Raw genomic sequence first — 20,565 nt, 5'->3', positions numbered from 1 at the left:
TCATTTCAAGCCATCTGCTCGACGACCTGGCAGACCTCACCGACTCGTTCTACTTCATCGAGGCCGGCGCGCTCGTGGAAAAGATCGAGTCGTCCTCGCAGGCGCTCAAGCAGGAATACCTCGATACATACGAGGGAGGTGAATGACATGATAGGCAAGAGCTATGCAAAGATAGCGATTGTTGGCTTTGTACTTTGTCTTGCAATGGTGCTATGTGCATCATTTGCGAGGTATAGGTCCGAGCAGTCGTTCATCGATGGCGCTGAAAATGGGTTTGGCATAGACGGGATGTATGTCAACGATGGCGCGACCAGGCCGTCTATGGCGATTCTTGCAGGCGAAGACATGGAATGGCAAATCTGTAATGACGATGGTTCTTGTATGAGTGGTCGTTTGGCCGCAACGAGCGACCCGAATTCGTTCGATCTTCTCGACAATGATGGAGCGGATTGCGGTTCTGTTCACCTTTCATATGCATCGCGAGACGGGATGGACGGCATCCTCTACGTCTCCCACGAAAATGGCAATTTCAAGATGCGCAGGACTAACCGGGTGCCGGCTTTTATCGAGGAGTGAGAGTTCCCGGCGGCCTGCCGATCAGACCGCCGGGGTATTGAACCCCGCATTCATCCGTACACACACGGATGAATGCGGGAAGTGTCCGGATGAAGTTGATAATCAAGGAAACAAAGCCGTTCTGCCTGGGACGGCATTGGCTTGGACTTTAACTACAACATCGCAATCGACACTTATCAGCTCGCGCAACGCGCATGGCCAAATCTCGGACGCTGGTGCATGGAGGACCTTCGAGATTTACTGGACATCCAAAACGACGACGCACACCGCGTGCTCGCCGACTGCGAAGACGAGATGGCTGTCTACAATGCGATCAGAAACGGCGTGAAGTCCGGAGAGCTTTCTGTGGAACCGCCGCACCGTCGCGCGAGCCGACCGGGCAACCCGGGCAATCTGGTCCCGACTCTCCCGGTCGTATTCCTACGATATCGCCCCTAAATCACCAACGTGTCAGATAAAGAATGATGCAATGATTATGATCAAGCATACGGCGGATGCGACGACTGCGCCTTTTTTCCTCTCCTTTAGTCCGACGAATAGGGTTGCCGTAAAGTAAAGGGCGGAAAGGCAGTCTATGGCAAGCAAAACGAGTTCCTTGGGCGGTTTCAGCAAAAGGTCGCTAGCAAAGAGTAATGCAAGCAGGGCAAAGCCGATTGTGGTCAAGTATCTCGATTGATTTTGCGACAGCATGGCAACCTCCTTTTAGAACATGCAAGTGAAAAGTCGGCACGATGTCATTGCGGTTGCAAACAAGCCGCCGCCAGGACCGGTTGTCACGAGACCGGCGATAACTTCAGCGGTGCCAGCAAGGTAGGGATCGCGCAGGCAAGACTCCTCCTTCACGTTCAGCTTGACCTTGTGAGGGACGGTGCGGTTATTTGCAAATCCGTGAGAATCGCACCACGCCTTGGAATATGAATCCGTGCAGCGTCCGCGCTCAAAAAGGGATATATCGTAATTTTCGTCGTAGTTGTCTCCGACGTAGATTTCGCTGCTCTCGGCGGGAGACCCCTCGTCGGCATAGGCTGCCGCAACGGGCACAAATGGTGTCATGACAAGGGAGAGGCAAAGAGCTGCTGAGACGATGGAGAGCAGGCATTTCTTCATGGCTGGCTCCTTAATCTGGCCTTTGATAGTTACTTGATGTCGCCTCCTTCCGCTTTATATCCGTTGTATTTGGCGTATTTCTTTAATAAGGCAAGAGGTTCTTCCTCTCCTTCGGATAAGCCGATGATGTTTCCTTGATCATCCAGTATGAATATGGACGGAATATGCTCAAGTTCATATTGGTCATACACGGTCTTATCTTAATCTATGTATATGGGAAAGTCTCCTTCATGGACCGAGGCTTCGTTTTGAAACGGGATACCGCTTCGATTCGTTCCGGACGCGGATGTGGACGTAACTGGTCTCGGTGCCAAGTGCGATTTCAGTGACGTATATGACTAAACGGGAATGTTTGAGCAGTGCCGGAGTCTTCATCTGGATTGTTCCGACTGAAACGTCAGCCCGAATACACTGCATGGCAACTCCAACAAGAATGCCCCCGGCGTAATCCTTCCCAAGGCACGGCAATAGCCAAGTTCAAGTGAACGCATAAAGGTGGCTCCCGATGGTTCGGAAGCCACCTTCACAATTTAACCGATGGAAAAATCGATTGCTAATTCAATTTGACCCAGATGGCTGGGCGAACTCCGAGAGTCGAATCCTGCGTGCTGCCGAGGTCGCCGCAGGAGATGCCACCTTCTTCGTCAATGTAACTAGTCAAGGGTTGACCGGCGTAGTAAGCCCCATATGAATCGTCTTCGCATTTCTCTATATCGGAAGCCCACCATGCCTCGGGGACGTCCGTGCCGGCTAGAGTCGCGTACATATTATCCTCGCTAAGGTAATCGCTCCAGGAGTCTAGAATCGTTACGTCGCCTGCTAAAATCCCGCGCTCGGCATCGTTGAAGGCGTATTCTTTGAAGGGTCCGTTCAGATACCTATACAGCGAGCTTGACTTGAAGTCCCATACGTCTCCATTCTCGCTGAATTCCATCTCATCGATGCAATGCTCGGTCATGAGGAGAGCCCTGTCGCCCTCCTTGTGGAGGACTATCCATTCAATCGGTTGGCCCTCGATATCCTTTCCTGTATAAGCCGAGAGCTCGCCCGAATATGTTCCCAGTTCGACGGTCTGCTCAATCGCGACGCTTTCGATTTTCTCCTGCTCCGCCTTCATGTCCGCCCTTGCTTCGAGCATGGACGGCAGGGGCGAGATGGCGACCATGACGGCAAGCAGGACGATGCCCGCGACAGCCGCGACGGCTATTTTCTTCCTCCTTTTGGAGAGGTTCGCAATCTTCGCGCCGGCCTCTCTTGCCTTCTCGCCCGAGTCCCCGTATCCCTGCTCGGCCAGCCTCTCGAGGCTTTCCTTTGCGGCCTCAGCTTCCTTCCTGTTGCCCTTCTCGAGTATCGCGACGCTCGTCTTGTAGACCCTGTCCCTTCTGGATTCATCCAGGAACGCGGCATCTTCCAGATCCGCCAGTTTCTCGCGCACGGCGCCGCAGTTCCAGCAGGTTCCGCGCTTGAGGTTCACCGCCCCGCAGCCGCACTGCCACCATCCCTCGTGTTCGGAATGGACACCCGAGCATTTGCAGGCATCGGCGCCCATCTCGGAGAGCAGGACATCGCGTTCCGACTCCTCGATTCCGTTGAGCGCGAGTGGCGCGGGGTTATCGATGTCGACCGGGTCGTCGAAGGACGTCTCGCAGTCCGCTCGGGTCACAACGGCACGCGAGCCGGTGATAACAGACAGCTTGATTCTCACCGCCTTGGGCCTGAGCACCTCGCCGGCGGGCAGGTCGGCATCTAGGAGCGAGAAGTCGACGTTCTCCGTCTCCCCTCCCTCGCCCTCGAGCCCGACCGTGAACTCTATGCGGCTGATGGGTTTCGTCGATACGTTGACGATCTTTGTCTGGAGGAAGCAAGCTCCCGTCTCGGTGTCCCTGGAGACCTGGACGGCCAGTACCCTGACGGGGCAGAGTTCCTGCCAGGAGGGGTTGGCGTCGCGGTAGACGATCTTGTACTTTGACATGTCTACACCTCGGGCAGGGCGTCTTCATCCGTTTTTGCGCTGGGCGCCGGCGCAGCTCGGTCTGGCAGTGCGCAGACGATCAGGCCGACCATGAGCGCCGTGCCGAAAAGGCCGATGAACCAGAGGATTCCCGCGTCATTGGTGTAATGCCCCTTGGCCCTGGCAATCTTAACGAGCTCCGCCACGCCGCAGATGTTGGCGGCGATCGCCAGGAGAGGCAGGAAGAAGATTATCAGCTCCATAGTTCTCATTTTCGGTCCTTTCTTCTCGGCCGCCAGCTTCGACACCGGCGGTCATCCGTCACTTCCGATAACACCAATTCTACTGTCCTCACCTGCGAATTTGTTGAGCAACAAATTCGATTGAGTGAGCGGTTGATTGCGCCGCGAAGGCGTTTAGTTAATTACGTTTGCCGCTGCGGCAAGACCGATGCAGAAATCTGAAATAGCCCTACGCTCGGCGATGTATCTACAAACCCTGAGCGAAGGGAGCCGCAAATGCATGCAGCGGCAATTAACCTTCGGGGGGGGGGGGGTATCTCCTAGGAGAACCCGCCTCCAAGGCCAATCTATCATCGAGTACGTCCTGATCATCGCCATCATCGGCCTGGTGATCGTGTTCGCGGGACCCGGCGTGGCGGGGGCCATCCGCAACCAGTTCAACCTGGTCGGCAACACGGTGAGCAATGGGACGACCGGCGGGGTCGAGGGCGGCGCAACCGGCGGCGGCTCTGCGGGAGCCGATTCCGCGACCGTCCAGGCGGCTGTCGCCAAGGACGCGAAGGACTGGACGCTCGACGAGCAGGAGGCCGTGGCCGAGGACATCGCCGCCAAGGGCGAGGCGTCGCCGGCGTACGCAAAGGCGAAGGCCGCGATGGACGCGGGGACGAAGTTCTCGATGAAGTTGACGAACGGCAAGACGCTCGAGTATCGCATCATCGGTATCAACCACGATGACCTCGGGGACGGCTCCGGTAAGGCTGGGCTCACGTTCGAGGTAACCAACACTGCCATGGACGAGCAGCGAATGAACGCCACGAGCACCAATGCCGGCGGCTGGGAGAAATCGGAGATCCGCGGCCGCCTCAATTCCGGTGACCTCTGGTCGCTCCTACCGATCGAACTCCAGTCCAAGGCGAAGGCCGTCACGAAGATGACCGATAACAAGGGTGGTGGCAGTGCCAGCGCCCCATCGGCCACGACCGATAAAGTCTTCCTGCTCTCGATGACCGAGATCTACGGAGACCGCCAGACCGACGGTACCCAGTACGAGTACTACAAATCCAAGGGCGTGACGTACTCGAACCATTCAGGGGTGTCGTCGAGCTTTTATCACTGGACGCGCTCCGTGGATCCGAGCGGCTCCGCGTACTTCCGCTGTATCTATAGCAACGGTAACTATAACGACTACGGCGCGACGTACTCGTATTGCATATTCCTCGCCTGGTGTTTTTAACCTGTCTTCTAGCTTGTCTTCTAGTTTGTCTAGTGAAAGGCCCGTGCAATCCTGCGCGGGCCTTTCTTTTGGCGATTACTTGAACAATTTGAGGTTCATGGTACAAAGGTAGTCGGTTCGAGGAAAAAGGGGTCGTACTGCGCCTCTCAGAGCGCCTGCCGCACTTCACCTCTATTACCTCTGCGGCGCCCTCGTATAGGGCCCATCCCGCTTGCCGTTTCGTTGCAACCGCTCACTTGTCCACCGGTCAAGTGAACTACTGGAATAAATACAGCGACACGCTTGTCCGTTACAGTCGCTATATCTGTGTAAATCGCCGCGATAAATACAGCCCGTACTCGGCTGTATACCAGCTACGCGTATGTAGATTCATATCGCGTTAATAAATCGGCTCAAGCGCGTGCAAAACGCGCAAGTAGCCGCAAAAGGCGAATATCGCGTAGGTAGATTTTTAGCACCCTGTTGCTTAATCAAAATTAAGCAATTGCTTAAAACAAAAAAGGTCAGGCACTAGGTGCCTGACCTGCAAACTTCTGGTCGGGACGACTGGATTCGAACCAGCGACCCCTTGACCCCCAGTCAAGTGCGCTACCAAGCTGCGCCACGTCCCGAAGCTTTTGTTTGTTGCTCTGCTCTCGCTCGCAACAGGGAGTATATTAACCCGAAACTTTGCCCTTGTGCAAGAACTTTTTTACAAATTTTGAAGCAAGTCCAAAATTGTATCTGCAAGCTGGGGTTTTGTTAGTACGGGAAGTTCTTGCGTACCCGCTTTGCTCACGATCCAGGCCTTGTTGGTATCGGTTCCGAAGCCTGAATCAGCGCGCGAGACATCGTTGGCGATGATCGCATCGCAACCCTTACGGGCAAGTTTGCGCTGTGCGTACTCCACGACGTTATCGGTCTCGGCCGCAAAGCCGATCACGCACCGCTCTCCCTTTTGGCGTGAAAGCTCGGCCAAAATATCAACCGTCTCGACCAGTTCGATGTGGTCCAGGCGCTCGTTGGCCTTTTTGAGTTTGTGGTCCGCAGGGGCGGCAGGCGTGTAGTCGGCGACGGCGGCCGCGCAAATGGCCGCATCGGCCGTCTGAAAGGCGCTCAGAGCCGCCTGCAGCATATCTGCTGCGGTCTGCACGCGCACACACTCCACGCCGCGGCCCACGTCGAGCGATGTCGGCCCCAGCACAAGCGTGACCGCAGCGCCGCGGCGAGCGGCCTCCCCCGCCAGGGCGATGCCCATCTTGCCCGACGACCGGTTGCCAATGAAGCGCACAGGGTCAATCGGCTCGTGCGTGGGGCCGGCGGTAATCACGACGCGCTTGCCCGCCAGGTCTTGCGGGACGGGGTTGAGCACCTCGCAGACGGCCTCGACGATGCCCTCGGGCTCGCTCATGCGTCCCGTGTCCACGTCACCGCAGGCAAGGTAGCCGCTGCCGGGCCCCACCACGTGGACACCGCGCTCGCGCAGCGTGGCCATATTGGCCTGCGTCGCCGGCGCCTTCCACATACCGTTGTTCATGGCGGGTGCGACCACGATGGGTCGCGGTGTGGCAAGCAGCGTGGTGGAGATGAGGTCGTCGGCGATACCGTTTGCCATCTTGGCGATGATATTGGCCGTCGCGGGCGCCACGGCCACCAAATCGGGCTCCTGCGCCAGCGAAATATGGTGGATGGGGTCGGAGGGGTCGTCGAATAGCCCAACCGCGACCGGCTCATTGGTGAGCGCGCGGAACGTGAGCGGGCCCACGAACTCCGTGGCATGCTCGCTCATAACGACTTTGACACGTGCGCCGCGCTTTTGCAGCAGGCGCACGATATTGCACGACTTATAGGCGGCGATCCCGCCGGTAATGCCCAGCAGGATCGTTTTTCCCTCAAGTTGCATTGAATTGTTGGATGCCGCCGTCATCGCTAGGCTTCCTTGCTCGGGAGCACCAGGAGGCGGTGGCAGTACGGACAGTGCGTAATCTCGCTACCGTCGTGGTTGAGGTCGCTCATGGACGATGCCTGCAGCGCGGTGTGGCAGACCGTGGGGATGTTGCCCTGGATGGTCTCGACGGCCAAGCCGCGGAACTGCTTGAGCAGACGCTCGTAGTCGGTGAGCACGTTGGCCGGCAGCGTGGCGGCAAGAGCGGTGCGCTCCTTAGTGGCGGCTTCGATCTGAGCCTGCAGGTCGGCAGCCTTGGCGCGGGCGGCCTTGGTATCGGCCTTCACGCCCTCCTCGAACTTGGCGATGATGGCCTGCGCGCGGGTCTCGCGGTCGAGCGCCTCTTTGTGGGCGACAACGACATCCTTGCGGGTGTGCTCAATCTTGTCCAGGCGCTTGGCCAGGGTGGCGAGCTCGTTTTCCAGGTCCTGTACCTCGCGGTAGTCGGAGCCGTCAACGTGGCGCTTCTTAGCGGCCTCGATGGCGTTATTGGTCTGGATCTCGGTGGTGTTGAGATCGTCGAGCTCAATATCCAGGTCCTTGCGTTGGGCGTAGAGCTTGGTCATTTCGGCCTTGAGCTTAACGTAGGTCTTGCGCTTGGAAGCGAGCTCCTTGAGCTCCGGCATATTGGCAAGTTCGCTCTTGTTGCGGGCGAGCTCCAAATCGATCTGTTGCAGCTTGAGTAGCGTAGCGCCGGCGCTCATAAGTTCTCTCCTTTTGTCACAGTCCACCATTGGCAAGGGTTCAGTATTTTAATCGCATGACGGGGGTCGACCCCGGCGTCAACTGCAGAGTTCATCAATATATCAACGAACGGCTCCTCGGAGCGGTCGTGGCCGAGCAAGATCACCGGCAGCCCGCGCAAGGCAAGGTCCTGTGCCACGTGGTAGCCCGCCTCGCCCGTCACGACAACATCTGCGCCCGCGGCGATGGCGAGCTCTCCGAAGTCGCCCAGGGAGCCGCCCAAAATGGCGACGGTGCGGCACGGGCGATCAGCTTTGCCCCACACACGCGGGTCGCTGCCAAAGGCCGTGGCAGCACGGGTGGCAAGATCGCGCAGCGTGCACGGGTCGTTGAGCGTTGCAAGTGCGCCCAGGCCGGTGGCCTCGGGGTCGTCCACGTGCTCCAGTGAGCTCACGGGTGCGGCACCCAGCAGCTTGCTCAGGCAGACATGGGCTTCGTGCGAGCGGTCCAGGTTGGTGTGGAGCGAGATAATGCTCACCCCGCAGCGGGCAGCCTCGTAGAGGGCCGCACTGCACTGGGGTCGTGTGGCATCCGCCGGACAAAAGGCCTCGGGTGCCTTGATGTATATGGGATGATGCGTCAGCAGCACGTTGGCGCTTGCTTCTTGGGCGCGGCGAACATTAGCCTCAGTCGCATCGAGTGCGCAGGCAACGCCGGTGATCTCCGCGGCCGGATCGCCAACGGAGAGTCCTACGTGGTCCCAGGGCTCGGTGTCCGTCTTGGGATAGCGTGCCAGTAGCGCGCGCTCGAGCTCGGCGACGATCATGCGGCACCTGCGATCGAGAGCAGCGTCTGGGCAAACTCGTCCAGATCGTCCGGATTCACGCGGTCGTCAAAGGAAATGCGCAGTGCACCTAGTGCCTGCTCGCGACCAATGCCCATGGCGCTGAGCACATGGCTCGGGTCCATGCTGCCGCTCGAGCACGCCGAGCCGGCCGAAACCTCAAAGCCGGCGGCATCGAGCTTGACGATGAGCTCCTCGGAGTCCATGCCATCAACGTAGATCGACACCATGCCCGGCAGGCGATCGGCCTGTGCGTAGTCGCCCATGGTGGCATGAATACGCGGATGAGCCGTAAGCGTGGCGTAGAGCTTGTCGGAAAGGGCTTGCAGCTTCGCGCGCTCCTGAGCCACATGGGGCGTCAGAGACGAGGCGGCAGCGGCAAAGGCGAGCTGCGTTCGCAGGTCTTGCGTGCCGGCACGACGACCGGCCTCCTGTCCGCCGCCAAAGATGCGCGGGCGCAGCGGCGTGCGGCTCTTAAGGTAGAGTGCGCCAGATGCCACGGGACCGCCAATCTTGTGGGCTGCGACGGACATGGCGTCGACGCCCAGCTCGGTGACATCGAGCGGAATATGCAGATACCCCTGGATGGCATCGGTGTGGAACAGGGCGCCAACGGTATGCGTGGCCGCGGCAAGCTCGCGGATGGGCTGCACCACGCCGGTCTCGTTGTTGGCAACCATGATGCTCACGAGCGCCACGTCGTCGCCTAGCAGCTCGACAAGCGCGGCAGGCTCAATGTAGCCCATGTGGCAGGGCTGCACCAGGTCGACGGTAAAGCCGGCGGCACGCAGCAACGGCAGGTTGTCCAGAATCGAATCGTGCTCGATGGCCGAAACGATTACACGATCGCGCTTGCGATCGCGCTGACGAGCGCCCTCGGCAAGACCGAGCAGCGCCAGCTGGTTGGCTTCGGTGCCGCCGTTGGTCAGTACAATCTCGGACGGGCGGACGCGCGCGCCAAAGCTGCGGGCGATCTCGCGACGTGCAACCTCCAGACGCGCGGCAGCCTTGCGGCCGAGCGAATGCAGCGAGTTGGGGTTGACGCCGGCAAGCTCGCTGTCGTCGTACTCGCGCTGCGCAAGGAGCGCCTCGGCGCGCATTGGCGTCGAGGCGGCATAGTCAAGATTCACGGGTATGCGGTTTTGACCTGCGGTCATAAGGGTTTATGCCTCCTGTGCGGCCTCGTTGCCCAGCTTCTGCAGCAGCGCAACCTCGGCAGCGGGATCTTCGGACTTAAATACGGCAGAACCGGCCACGAGCACGTTGGCGCCGGCCTTGACGACCTCGGCGATGTTCTTGGAAGAGATGCCGCCGTCGACCTCGATCATGGGCGACACGCCGTAGCGCTCGCACATAGCCTTGAGCTCGTGCAGTTTGGCAATGGTACCGGGAATAAAGCTCTGGCCGCCAAAGCCCGGGTTCACACTCATGAGCAGCACCATATCGACGACGTCGATGATGCTCTCGAGCACGCACACGGGGGTGGCGGGGTTGAGCACCACGCCGGCCTTGACGCCGCGCTGCTGCAGATGCGTGAGCGTGCGGTGCAGGTGCGTGGAAGCCTCGTAGTGCACGGTGATCATGTCGGCACCGGCGTCGGCGTACCAATCGACCGTCTCGTCGGGGTTCGACACCATCAGGTGCGCGTCGACCGGCACGTCGGTGGAGCGCTTGACGGCCTTGAGGATGTCAACGCCAAAGGTGAGGTTGCCGGTAAAGTGGCCGTCCATTACGTCGAAGTGCACGTAGTCGGCACCGGCGATCTTGTCGAGTTCGCCCTTGAGGTTGGCCATGTCGGCCGAGAGGACGGACGGAGCGATTTTAATGGAACCCATGGTAGTAGCCTTTCTGCACTAGTCGGTGAGTCCGTAGAACTCTTGGGAGGGTACGCGGTCGGTAAGAATCTCGAGCGCCCTATCCAACGTAACACCGTTGTAGAGCGTTTGCTCCACGGCAAAGGTGAGCGGAATGTCTACGCCCAGTGAACGGGCAAGCTCACTGACGCTGCGGGCCGCGACGGCGCCCTCGACCACCATATGCGTACGTGCCTGGTACTCGTCGAGCGAGACGCCGTGGGCAAACTCGTAGCCAAAGGTGCGGTTGCGCGAATGCTCGGAGGTGCAGGTGGCAATGAGGTCACCCATGCCGGCAAGACCCATGCAGGTCATGGCTTGACCGCCGCGGGCGTGCACCAGACGGCTGATCTCGGCCAGGCCGCGCGTCATGATAAGGGCAAGCGTGTTGTCGCCCGCACCAGAACCGGCGGAAATGCCGCACACGATGGCGATGACGTTTTTCATAGCGCCGCAAACCTCGACACCGGTCATATCCTGCGACAGGTAGATGCGGAAGGCCGTGGACAGCAGCAGCTCCTTAAAGGTCTCCCCCACCTGCTGGTCCTCGCTGGCGATGACGGCGGCAGAGAGCCCGCCGCGGCAAATCTCCTCGGCATGGTTGGGGCCCGAGAGGGCCGCCACACGCCGCTCGTTGCCGATCTCGCTGGCAATGACCTCGCTCATGAGCAGGCCAGACTCGGGCTCAATGCCCTTGGTAAGGCAGAGCACCGGGGTGTTGGCGGCGATGAAAGGCGCTGCCTGATGACATACGCTGCGCAGGTGTGTGGAGGGCACGGCAAAGATGATGGCGTCGGCGGCGTCGAGCGCTTGCGCCAGGTCCGTCGTGGCGACGACGTTGCCGGGCAGCTCGTAGTCCACCAGATACCGGGGGTTGCAGTGCTCGCCATTGATGCCGGCGGCCGTCTGCTCGCTGTGGGCCCACATGGTCACGCGCTCGGCTCGCGCGGCGGCAAGGCCGGCGACGGCGGTTCCCCAGGAGCCGGAGCCAATCAGCGCAACATTCATGATTCTCTCCTACTTATCGTCGGGCTCGGTGACGCGCTTGGTAAACGAGAGCTTGGACTCCTTACCGGCCATGAGCTTTTGGATATTCGCGCGATGGGCCCACACAACGGTGATGCCGATTATCGCCATGCAAAACTTAAGTCCCAGGCTGCTGTACGGAAAGACCGCGCAAGCAGCGATGGGAAGACCGATGGCAGCGGCAAGCGAGCCCACCGACACATACTTGGTGATGGCGACGGCCACGATAAACATGCCGAGCAGCGACAGGCCAATAGGCCAGTACCAGGCGAGGATGACGCCCAGGCCAACCGCGATACCCTTGCCGCCGTGGAAGTTAAGGTAGGGCGAGAAGATATGGCCCCACACCGCTGCCAGGCAAATGACGCCGAGCATCCAATCGCCGGGGGCTCCGGGCGCCATGATGCTTACGGGGAAGCCATAGCCCAAGTCGGCAATGAGCGGACGCGCGATAAGGACGCAGATGGCGCCCTTAAGGCAGTCGAGCAACAACGTGAGCGCGGCCACCTTAGGGCCGGCCACGCGCAGCGCATTGGTTGTGCCGATGTTGCCGGAACCCGCCTTGCGAATGTCGGTGTGGTTGAACACGCGGCCCAGGATCAGGCCAAACGGAATCGCTCCGATAAAGAAAGAGACCACGGCGCAGATGGCGGTCAGCAGAATCGGATTATGCATCCTTTTGTTCCTTCTTCCTAAAGAAGAGTCGAATGGGCGTGCCGGCAAAATCGAAGGTCGAGCGCATGCGGTTCTCCACGTAGCGCTGGTAGGTGTCGTTGACCAGATCGCTGTGGTTGACGAAGAACGTGAACGTCGGCGGATTGACGCCCGTCTGAGTCACGTAGTGCATGCGCAGGCGGCGCTTGCCGTCCACCACGGTGTGGCCGAACTCACGTAGGTCGGTGAGGAACGTGTTGAGGCGCGAGGTGCTGATCTTTTGCGAACGCGTCTTCTCGGCTGCGTCGACCATCGCCCAGATCTTCTCGACGCTGCGGCCAGTGAGGGCAGAGATGCGCAGGTACTGGGCCCAGGGAGCCATGACGCCCAGACGGCGGTCGATGGTCTCCATGCAGGCCTCGCGCTTGCGGTCGTCGTCGAGCAGGTCCCACTTGTTGAGCAGCACAACGATGGCACAGCCGCGCTCGATGGCAAGACCCATGACCTTCTGGTCCTGTTCGGTAACGCCCACGGAGGCGTCGACGACGAGCAGCGCCACGTCGGCGCGGTCGATGGCGCGCAGGCCGCGGACCATCGAGTAGTACTCGATATTCTCGTACACGGTGCTCTTCTTGCGGATGCCCGCGGTGTCGACCATGCGGTAGTGCTTGCCGTTGCGCTCCACGACGGTGTCGATGGCGTCGCGCGTCGTGCCGGCAATGTTGGACACGATAGAGCGGTCGGCGCCTAGGATGCGGTTGAACAGCGAGGACTTGCCGGCGTTGGGGCGGCCGATGATGGCCACGTTCAGCGCATCGGGGAACTCGTCGGCGACCTCGTCCTCTTCCTCCGGAAGCAGGGCCACGATATCGTCGAGCAGGTCGCCCGTGCCATGACCATGCAGGGCCGAGAGCGGCGTGGGCTCACCGATGCCGAGCGAATAGAACTCCCAGATGCTGTCGTTCTCGCGATCGGGGTTGTCGAGCTTGTTCACCAGCAGAAAGACCGGCTTGTCGCAGCGCTTGAGCATGCGAGCGACCGACTCGTCCTCCTCGGTGACGCCGGTGCGGCCATCGACCACAAACAGGATGACGGCGGCTTCCTCGGCGGCGGCGAGCGCCTGGTCGCGGATGGACGTGGCAAAGACGTCGTCGCTCTTGAGCGGCTCGATACCGCCCGTGTCGACGATGGTGAACTCGCGGCCGTTCCAATCGGCCGTGTGATATGAGCGATCGCGCGTGACGCCGCGAGACTCGTGGACGATGGCGTCCGAGGTCTGGGCCAGGCGGTTAACGAGCGTGGACTTGCCCACGTTGGGGCGTCCGACGACGGCGACGATAGGTTTCATCTGCTCTCCTTTAATGGGTAGGGTCAGCGGAATTAGTAGAGTCGGCAGGCACAATGCCAAGGATGTGCTCCAGGGTATCGAGCAGCTCATGCGGCATGGTCGACACCACATGAACCTCGGCGCCGCGACTGGTAAGGCTTGCGAGTAAATCGTCACGATGATACTCGTCAAGCGTCATGCCGTCAGCGTTGAACATGAGCTTAGGCACAAAGAGCATAACCCCCGACAGATCTTGGGGCAGCTGCTCCAAGATGTCACACGCGACGATGAGGCCGGTCACGTCCACGTTGCCGCCAAAGTAGCGGTTCTTGATGGCCGTGACAGTGCCGGCGAGTCCCTGGGGCGACTCCACAAAGCGGGCCACCGTGTCGCGTGCGCTGGCGCCCGAGAGGCACAGCAGGTGCTGGCTGCGGGCGGCGATGGCCTCGCGGACGCGGGCCAGACGCTCGGTATCGGCGGCAAGCACGTCGTCGGTCTCGTCTAGATACGAGCGGATCATGCCGATGCCGTCGTAGTACTGCGGGTAACCGTCGTAAAAGTCCGCCTCGGGCGGCTCGATGCCGGCGTCCAGATAGAACTCGTCGCTCATCTGGAAGGTATGGCGACCAAAACGCTCGTACGCGCGGTCCTGGAAGGGTCGGATCATGGCGATGGTCTCGCGCGCCAGTTCGGGCTTGTCGCTGTATGACCAGCTAAAGCGGTTTTGGTGCTTGGTAAAACCGAGCGGCACAATGCCCAGGCTGGTGATTTGCTCGTGCTCCTCGCAAAAGCGCAGGGTCTTTTCCAGCTCCTCGCCGTCGTTCATGCCGGGGCACAACACAATCTGCGCGTGAATCTCGATGCCGGCGGCCATGATGGCCTCGAGTACGTCCATGCCGCGCTGGGCGTTGCGGCCCATCATGCGGCGGCGGACATCGGGGCTCACGGCGTGGACCGACACGTTCATGGGGCTCATGTTGCGTTGGATGACGTTTTGAACATCTTCGTCGGAGAGGTTCGTGAGCGTGACAAAGTTGCCCTGCAAAAAGCTCAGGCGGTAGTCGTCATCGCGAATATAGAGCGTGGAGCGGCCGCCCTTGGGCAGCATGGTCATAAAGCAGAACACGCAGGCGTTAACGCAGGTACGCATGCCATCAAAGATGGGGCCATCGAACTCCAGGCCCCAGTCCTCGCCGGGAAAGCGGTCGAGCTCGACGGGGGTGACGGTGCCGTCGCGTGGATCGAATACCTCCAGCTCGACGGTGTCGTCGTCGGCTTCCCAGAGCCACACGATCATGTCGGTGAGCTGCTCGCCGTTGACCGTGAGCACGCGCATGCCCGGCTCGATACCCACATCCCATGCGGGCGACTCGGGACGCACGTTCTTAACGAGCGCGCCTTCACCCGGCTCGGGGTCGCGGCTGCGCCCGTAATCGGCCACCTCGGCGGCGTATGCGGGTACGGTCTGGTCCATGATTAGCGGCAAAGCTCCTTGATGCGCGCGACGGCGCGTTCGATGTGTTCTTGCGGGGTGGAGGCTCCGGCGGTGATGCCGATGTGGCGCGCGTTGGCAAACCATGCGGCCTCAAGCTCGGAAGCTTCCTCGATGTGGTGCGTGTGCTCGCAGGCATCGGCACAAATCTGCGCCAGGCGGCGCGTGTTACCGGAGTTTTTGCCGCCCACGACGACCATGCAGTCGCAGCGGTTGGCAAGTGCGGCGGCCGCCTGCTGGCGCTCGCTCGTGGCGGCGCAGATCGTGTTGATCACACGCAGTTCCTGCACGCGTGGGGTGATGGAGGCCACAACCTCGGCCAGGTTCTGCGCGGTCTGGGTGGTCTGCACAACCAGTCCCACCTTGCCCTTGAGCGACAGCTCGTCGGCGTCAGCGGCACAGCTCACGACCTGTGCGTCATCACCAGCATGGCCAAGAATGCCCTCGACCTCGGGGTGACCCGGCTCGCCCACGACAATCACGCGGTAGCCCTCGCGCACCAGGCGCTCGGCCGCCACATGGACCTTCTTCACGTAGGGGCAGGTGGCGTCGACCACGTCGAGGCCGCGCTCACGTGCGGCCTCGATCACCTGCGGCACCACACCGTGGGCGCGAATGATCACGGTGCCCGAAGCAGCGTCGTCCAAGGTGTCTGCCAGACCAACGCCTGCCTCGGCGAGCGCGCGCACCACGATGGGGTTATGAATGAGCGGGCCCAGGGTGTGGACCTGAGCGCTCTCCCCTGCCTGCGGCGCGGCGGCCAGCGCCATGTCGAGCGCGCGCTGCACGCCGTAGCAGGTGCCGGCATGCGCGGCAATCTCGATGGTGGGGACGACCTCCCTTGCGGCGGCCGCGGCGGTATTCATGACGTTCTCACCCATGGCTAGAACCTGCCCGGGTGCTCGGCGCACAGGTCGTCGCGCATGGCGTAGACGCGGCTCATGGCCTCGGACTCAAACCAGGCTAGGCGCTCCTTGCGCTTGAGCTCGGCCGGAGCGTCGGAAAGTGAGATGGCCTTGCCGGCGCGGATCCAGCACTTCTTGGGGCGCATGATCTTTTTGCCTTTGGGCGTGATGTCGGACCAGCCGCAGATGGCGAGCGGGTTGACGGGTGCCTTACCCATCTGGGCTATGAGCGCAAAGCCGCCATGGACCTCGGGCTTGATCTCGCGCGAGCGGATGCGCGTGCCCTCGGGGAAGATCAAGACATCCTCGCCGCGTTGCAACGCATGCTGAGCGGCACGCAGGCACTTCATGTCGGCGGTGCCGCGCTCGACGGGAATACCGCCCACGCGGCTAAAGGCCCAGCGCACGATCTTGCTTTTGGCGAACTCGGATTTAAAGATGGGGCGCACACGGCGGCCGCCAAAGAACAGCGCCGTCTCCACGGCCAAGAGTTCGGCCATCGAGGTGTGGTTGCAGATGACCACGCTGCCGCGGCCTTCCTGGCGCTCAAACAGCAGGTCGACGTCTTCGACCTTCCAGCGCCACATGAGCTTGGAGAAGACCCACAGAATAGCCATGACCACCACGACGACGGCGCGGATGAGCGCCGGGAACTCGGCGTAGGGGGCGTTGTAGTAATCCTCGGGCGTCTGCTTAAACAGGCGCATGGGCTACCTCCTTTGGTTGATGAGGTCCTCGATTATCGAGACGACCTCGTCGATGGTGTGGGCGGTGGAGTCGACGTGCACGGCGTCCTCGGCGGGCACGAGCGGTGCGACCTCGCGGCTGCTGTCGAGTTTGTCGCGCTGCTTGAGGGCGTCGAGGGTTTCGTCGACCTCGGTCTCGAGCTGCTCCGTGCTGAGCGGCTGAGCGTCGCTTTGGTGGCGTTGCAGCACGCGACGACGGGCGCGCTCGCGCGGGTCGGCGGTCAGGAAGACCTTGACCTGTGCGTTGGGGAACACGACGGTGCCGATGTCGCGACCCTCGGCCACGATATCGCGGTCCTCGGCGGCGCGTCGCTGATGGATGAGCATGGCGGCGCGTACGCCCGGGTAGGCCGAGACCTTGGACACGTTGGCGTCTACCTGCGGGGTGCGGATGGCAGCCGATGCGTCCGCACCGTCGATGGTCAGGCGCGTGTCCTCGCCGGTGCCGTTGGTAAAGCGGATCTCGATCTGCTCAGCGAGGGCGTCGATGGCCGCCTCGTCGTCCAGGTCGATGCCGCGGTCGAGCGCGGCGAAGGTGACGGCGCGATACATGGCGCCCGTGTCGAGCTTGTTAAAGCCCAGCTGGCGGGCGATCTCCTTGGCGATGGTAGACTTGCCGGAACCGGCGGGGCCGTCGATGGCGACGATCATGCAATGCTTCCTTTCGGTGGTTGACGTGCTGGTATGATGCGCGAGCGCTGGGGCTTGGCGGACTGACTAGCCCGTGTAGCGCTCGCGGTAGGTGTTGCGCTTGGGCGCGGAGCCGTGGCTGCCGTGGTGGCGCGTGTGGGCCGCGGTGTTGGTCGCGGGCGCGGCGGCGCGCTCGGAAGCGGCCTGCTTGGGCGGGATGCCGCCGGCCTTAAGGATCTGCACCTCGCGGTCGGTGAGCTCGCGCCACGAGCCCTTGGCCACGTCCTTGAGCTCCAGGCCGGCAAAGTTACAGCGGTGCAGACGGATCACCGGATGGTGGATCTTGCTCAGCATGCGCTTGACCTGGTTTTTGCGGCCCTCACGGATGATGACCTCCACGGCGGTGGTGCCGGGCTTCACGCCCTGGGGAGCCACGGCCTCGGCCTCACGAGCGGTGATGACGCGGCAGATCGCCGGCTGGCACAGACCGTCGTCGAGCTCGATGCCGCGACGCAGCGGCGTAAGATCGTGGTCGGACAGCTGCCCGTCCACGAGCGCCTGGTAGGTCTTGTAGACGTGCTTGCTAGGGTGCAGCAGATCCTGCGACAGGTCGCCGTCGGTGGTAAAGAGCAAAAGGCCCGTGGTGTCGCGGTCCAGGCGACCCACCGGGAAGAGCCCCGGAAAGCGGTCGCGCGGGACCAGGTCGGCCACGCAGGGTCGCTCCTGCGGATCGCTCATGGTGGTGAGGTAGCCGGTCGGCTTGTAGAGCATCAGGTACACGGCGCCCTGGTTGAGCTTGACGGGCATGCCGTCGACCTCGATATGGTCGCGGTCGACGTCGACCTTGGTACCTAGTTCGGTCGCGACCTGGCCGTTGACGGTCACGCGGCCGGCGGTCATCAGGTCCTCCGAGCCGCGGCGGCTCGCCACGCCCGCACGCGCCAAAAAGCGCTGCAGGCGCATGGTGTGCGGATAGACGGGCTGGGTGTCGGACTCGTGCGTATCCGCGTTGGGCACCGCAGCGCCGGCGCGCGTCTCCCCTACTTCGTTAGTCCTCGTCATGTAAATCCTCCGAGGTCTCGTCGACGACCAGGTTTTCCAAGTCCTCGACTGCCTCAACATCTTCAACATCGGTATCGAGCAGATCGCGCTCTTCGTCCAGGTCCTCGGCCTGCTCCTCGAGCGTGGACTGAATGCTTCGGCCGCTCAGGCGCTCGCGGATAAACTGACGCGACTGCTCGTCGGGGGCAAACTGCTCCAGGTCGGGCAGGTCGCGGGTGGAGCGCAGGCCGAACTTCTCCAAAAAGGCGTTGGTCGTGCCGTAAATGATGGCCTGACCGCGCTGGGGGTCGCGTCCGAGCTCGCGCACCAGACCTTTGTCCACGAGCGACGCGATGACGCCGTCGGAATTGACGCCGCGGATGCCCTTGACCACCTCGCGCGTCACGGGCTGGTGGTATGCGATGACGGCAAGTGTTTCGAGCGCGGCCTGCGACAGCTTTTGCGTGTCCCAGCTCAACACATAGGCCTCGACCACGTCGTGGTAGGCGGGGTGCGTAAACAGGCGCCAGCCGCCGGCGACCTCACGCAGCTGAAAGCCACGGTTGGCCTCCTCGTACTCAACCTTGAGCTCGGCGAGCAGCGATGCGCACTCGCCGGGGGCGATATCCAGTGCGCCGGCGAGCGCGGGCGCACTCACCGGGTCGCTCGACACCAGCAGCAGCGCCTCGAGGGCGCCTTTGAGGCTGTTTGCCTCCAGCGTTGAAAGGGTTGACATGGTTGCTGCTCCTATTCGGTGAGCTCGGGGCCCTCGCCGGGCACGTATGCCTCGGCGCCCTCGACTCGGTTGATGCAGATGGTTCCGAAGATCTCGTCCTGGCTCAGCGTGAGCGAACCGCGCTTTGCGAGCTCTAACATGGCCAGGAAGGTGACGACGAGTTGCTCGGTGGTGGCGTCGCCGTCCAACAGCTCGCGGAAGGTGCAGGTTTGGTGCGCCATGGTAAAGCGGTCGACTGAGGCCACGGTCAGGTCGAGCGGTACGCGATGCGGCGCCACATGCTCGGCCTCCAGCAGGAAAGTCTGGCGCTTGCCGTCCAGGTCGGCACAGATAACGGCCAGGCCGCGCAGGGCGATGCCAGCCAGATAGTCGGGCATGAGCCCTAGGAACTCAGGGTCGGGGCCGGCCACACGCGGATGCATACGGCTTTCGGCCTGCATGCGGGCACCGAGGGCCGCAGCCGCGCCTTTAAACTGCTTGTAGGCAATCAGGCGCTGGATCAGGACCTCGCGCAAGGCGTCGCCGTCGAGCGCGCTGAGTTCCTCGAGGTCTTCGTCGAACTCGTCATCGTCGTCATCGACTTTGCGCGGGGCCTCCTGCGGCACCAGAGAGGCGGCCTTGATGTCCAGAAGGGTTGCCGCGACCAGCAGAAAGTCGCTCGCCACGTCCAGGTCCAGCGCCTCGATGCGCTCCACCTCGGCAAGGTACTGCTCGGCCACCTCGCTGATGGAGATGGCGCCGATATCTACTTTTTGGCGGGTTACCAGCTGCAGCAACAGGTCGAACGGCCCGCTGTAGACCTGAGTCGACACGCGATACGACATCTTCGACCTCCTTTGACGGCGCCTTCGCGGCGCGGTTTGGGTGCATGTTGCGACCGTTTTGCGCGGTCGACCTGTAAGTTTACCTTAGACGCCGGCGATTGCGAAGTTGAGCAGCCACTCGGCCAGCGGATACACGGTAACGTCGAAATAGCGGCCGATCACATCAATGCCAGTCCACATGGGCAGCAGATACAGCACGATGATGAGGATGGGCATGGCGTATTGCTGCAGGTGGTAGTAGTTGTTGAGCGCCTTGCCTTTGAGGAGCGGCACGATGATCGACGAGCCATCGAGCGGCGGGATCGGGATGAGGTTGAAGAATGCGAGTGACAGGTTAACCACGATAAACGTGGCGCCGAAGTTCATGATCTGTGACGCCAGGGCAAAGGAGATGCCGGTGTAGAGGTTGCCGTACGCCACGTGCATGAGTGCCGCGGCAAGGCACGCGAGTGCGATGTTCGACGCGGGGCCGGCCGCGCTCACCAGGACCTCGTCGCGCTTGGGGTGCTTGAGGTTGTTGAGGTAGACGGGCACGGGTTTGGCGAAGGCGAACACCGGGCCGCCGGCCGCGAGCATGAGCAGCGGCAGGATGATGGTGCCAAACGGGTCGATATGGTTAAGCGGGTTGAGTGACACGCGGCCGCGCGAACGGGCCGTCTTGTCGCCGAGCGCCCAGGCCGCGGCGGCGTGTGCGCTCTCGTGGATCACGATGCCCACGATGACGGCGACGGCGCTGGCGAGCAGGTTCATGAGGTAGCTGCTGGACATA

The 20,565-nt window shown here is 61.7% G+C and carries 23 protein-coding genes and 1 tRNA gene; 3 read left to right on the top strand and 21 right to left on the bottom strand.

The window, feature by feature from the left end:
- The first annotated feature begins 147 nt into the window (after nt 1–147).
- Together DW136_RS04120 and DW136_RS04115 are read left to right on the top strand one after the other, a co-directional pair.
- Complete coding sequence (locus tag DW136_RS04120; protein WP_117629398.1) at nt 148–576, top strand: hypothetical protein; 429 nt, start codon at nt 148–150, stop codon at nt 574–576.
- A gap of 141 nt (nt 577–717) precedes the next feature.
- On the top strand, nt 718–1,014 hold the full coding sequence (locus DW136_RS04115; protein WP_117629397.1) for a hypothetical protein: 297 nt from the start codon (nt 718–720) through the stop codon (nt 1,012–1,014).
- 12 nt (nt 1,015–1,026) lie between these two features.
- Here the strand turns inward: DW136_RS04115 and DW136_RS04110 are convergent, their stop codons facing one another.
- The 4 genes from DW136_RS04110 to DW136_RS04095 form a co-directional block, all read right to left on the bottom strand.
- Entirely contained in the window at nt 1,027–1,266 is a 240-nt protein-coding gene (locus DW136_RS04110; protein WP_117629396.1) for a hypothetical protein, read from the bottom strand.
- A 12-nt stretch (nt 1,267–1,278) separates the two neighbouring features.
- The gene (locus tag DW136_RS04105) at nt 1,279–1,683 is read right to left on the bottom strand and encodes a hypothetical protein (protein ID WP_117629395.1); all 405 of its coding nucleotides are present in this window, start codon (nt 1,681–1,683) and stop codon (nt 1,279–1,281) included.
- 553 nt (nt 1,684–2,236) lie between these two features.
- Nucleotides 2,237–3,655, bottom strand: a complete 1,419-nt coding sequence (locus tag DW136_RS04100; RefSeq protein ID WP_118289133.1) for a hypothetical protein — start codon at nt 3,653–3,655, stop codon at nt 2,237–2,239.
- Nucleotides 3,656–3,657: 2 nt separating this feature from the next.
- A complete protein-coding gene (locus tag DW136_RS04095; RefSeq protein WP_117716125.1) occupies nt 3,658–3,906 on the bottom strand; it encodes a hypothetical protein in 249 nt (82 codons plus the stop codon).
- A gap of 382 nt (nt 3,907–4,288) precedes the next feature.
- Here DW136_RS04095 and DW136_RS04090 point away from each other — a divergent pair, with 382 nt between their 5' ends.
- Entirely contained in the window at nt 4,289–5,110 is an 822-nt protein-coding gene (locus DW136_RS04090) for a DUF6273 domain-containing protein (RefSeq protein ID WP_158571434.1), read from the top strand.
- Nucleotides 5,111–5,644: 534 nt separating this feature from the next.
- Here DW136_RS04090 and DW136_RS04085 read toward each other — a convergent pair.
- The 17 genes from DW136_RS04085 to DW136_RS04005 all read right to left on the bottom strand — a co-directional run bounded on the left by DW136_RS04085 (nt 5,645) and on the right by DW136_RS04005 (nt 20,564).
- Nucleotides 5,645–5,721: transfer RNA gene (locus DW136_RS04085), tRNA-Pro, on the bottom strand.
- 80 nt (nt 5,722–5,801) lie between these two features.
- The gene (coaBC, locus tag DW136_RS04080) at nt 5,802–7,016 is read right to left on the bottom strand and encodes a bifunctional phosphopantothenoylcysteine decarboxylase/phosphopantothenate--cysteine ligase CoaBC (RefSeq protein ID WP_233546534.1); all 1,215 of its coding nucleotides are present in this window, start codon (nt 7,014–7,016) and stop codon (nt 5,802–5,804) included.
- A gap of 2 nt (nt 7,017–7,018) precedes the next feature.
- On the bottom strand, nt 7,019–7,738 hold the full coding sequence (locus tag DW136_RS04075) for a zinc ribbon domain-containing protein (RefSeq protein WP_117716123.1): 720 nt from the start codon (nt 7,736–7,738) through the stop codon (nt 7,019–7,021).
- A complete protein-coding gene (locus tag DW136_RS04070; protein WP_118227204.1) occupies nt 7,735–8,544 on the bottom strand; it encodes a Nif3-like dinuclear metal center hexameric protein in 810 nt (269 codons plus the stop codon). Before DW136_RS04070 ends, DW136_RS04075 begins: the two co-directional genes overlap by 4 nt.
- Nucleotides 8,541–9,719 (bottom strand): cysteine desulfurase family protein, encoded by a 1,179-nt coding sequence (locus DW136_RS04065; protein ID WP_117716121.1) that lies wholly within the window; start codon nt 9,717–9,719, stop codon nt 8,541–8,543. Before DW136_RS04065 ends, DW136_RS04070 begins: the two co-directional genes overlap by 4 nt.
- A 6-nt stretch (nt 9,720–9,725) precedes the next feature.
- Complete coding sequence (gene rpe / locus DW136_RS04060; protein ID WP_117716120.1) at nt 9,726–10,397, bottom strand: ribulose-phosphate 3-epimerase; 672 nt, start codon at nt 10,395–10,397, stop codon at nt 9,726–9,728.
- Nucleotides 10,398–10,415: 18 nt separating this feature from the next.
- Nucleotides 10,416–11,423: an NAD(P)H-dependent glycerol-3-phosphate dehydrogenase gene (locus tag DW136_RS04055; RefSeq protein WP_117716119.1), complete on the bottom strand. Its 1,008-nt coding sequence runs from the start codon at nt 11,421–11,423 to the stop codon at nt 10,416–10,418.
- A gap of 9 nt (nt 11,424–11,432) precedes the next feature.
- Nucleotides 11,433–12,116, bottom strand: coding sequence for a glycerol-3-phosphate 1-O-acyltransferase PlsY (plsY, locus tag DW136_RS04050; RefSeq protein ID WP_117583167.1), 684 nt, complete (start codon nt 12,114–12,116; stop codon nt 11,433–11,435).
- Complete coding sequence (gene der, locus DW136_RS04045; RefSeq protein WP_006236029.1) at nt 12,109–13,443, bottom strand: ribosome biogenesis GTPase Der; 1,335 nt, start codon at nt 13,441–13,443, stop codon at nt 12,109–12,111. The genes plsY and der overlap by 8 nt, the downstream gene beginning before the upstream one ends.
- Before the next feature lie 10 nt (nt 13,444–13,453).
- Nucleotides 13,454–14,896 carry a DUF512 domain-containing protein gene (locus tag DW136_RS04040; RefSeq protein ID WP_117790787.1) on the bottom strand — a complete coding sequence of 481 codons (1,443 nt, stop codon included), beginning with the start codon at nt 14,894–14,896 and terminating at the stop codon, nt 13,454–13,456.
- Between the two features lie 2 nt (nt 14,897–14,898).
- A complete protein-coding gene (locus tag DW136_RS04035) occupies nt 14,899–15,795 on the bottom strand; it encodes a 4-hydroxy-3-methylbut-2-enyl diphosphate reductase (protein WP_117716117.1) in 897 nt (298 codons plus the stop codon).
- A 2-nt stretch (nt 15,796–15,797) separates the two neighbouring features.
- Entirely contained in the window at nt 15,798–16,526 is a 729-nt protein-coding gene (locus DW136_RS04030; protein ID WP_117716116.1) for a lysophospholipid acyltransferase family protein, read from the bottom strand.
- Nucleotides 16,527–16,529: 3 nt separating this feature from the next.
- Nucleotides 16,530–17,216 (bottom strand): (d)CMP kinase, encoded by a 687-nt coding sequence (gene cmk, locus DW136_RS04025; RefSeq protein ID WP_117716115.1) that lies wholly within the window; start codon nt 17,214–17,216, stop codon nt 16,530–16,532.
- Nucleotides 17,217–17,282: 66 nt separating this feature from the next.
- Nucleotides 17,283–18,257: a pseudouridine synthase gene (locus DW136_RS04020; protein WP_117716114.1), complete on the bottom strand. Its 975-nt coding sequence runs from the start codon at nt 18,255–18,257 to the stop codon at nt 17,283–17,285.
- Nucleotides 18,244–18,972: an SMC-Scp complex subunit ScpB gene (gene scpB / locus DW136_RS04015; RefSeq protein WP_117716113.1), complete on the bottom strand. Its 729-nt coding sequence runs from the start codon at nt 18,970–18,972 to the stop codon at nt 18,244–18,246. Before scpB ends, DW136_RS04020 begins: the two co-directional genes overlap by 14 nt.
- An 11-nt stretch (nt 18,973–18,983) precedes the next feature.
- Nucleotides 18,984–19,796, bottom strand: a complete 813-nt coding sequence (locus DW136_RS04010) for a ScpA family protein (RefSeq protein WP_117716112.1) — start codon at nt 19,794–19,796, stop codon at nt 18,984–18,986.
- Between the two features lie 84 nt (nt 19,797–19,880).
- Nucleotides 19,881–20,564, bottom strand: coding sequence for a site-2 protease family protein (locus tag DW136_RS04005; RefSeq protein WP_118289131.1), 684 nt, complete (start codon nt 20,562–20,564; stop codon nt 19,881–19,883).
- Nucleotide 20,565 lies beyond the last annotated feature (1 nt).

It is taken from the genome of Collinsella sp. AM12-1 (genome assembly GCF_003472325.1).
Taxonomy (GTDB): domain Bacteria; phylum Actinomycetota; class Coriobacteriia; order Coriobacteriales; family Coriobacteriaceae; genus Collinsella.
This window is presented reverse-complemented; position numbering and strand designations above follow the sequence as displayed.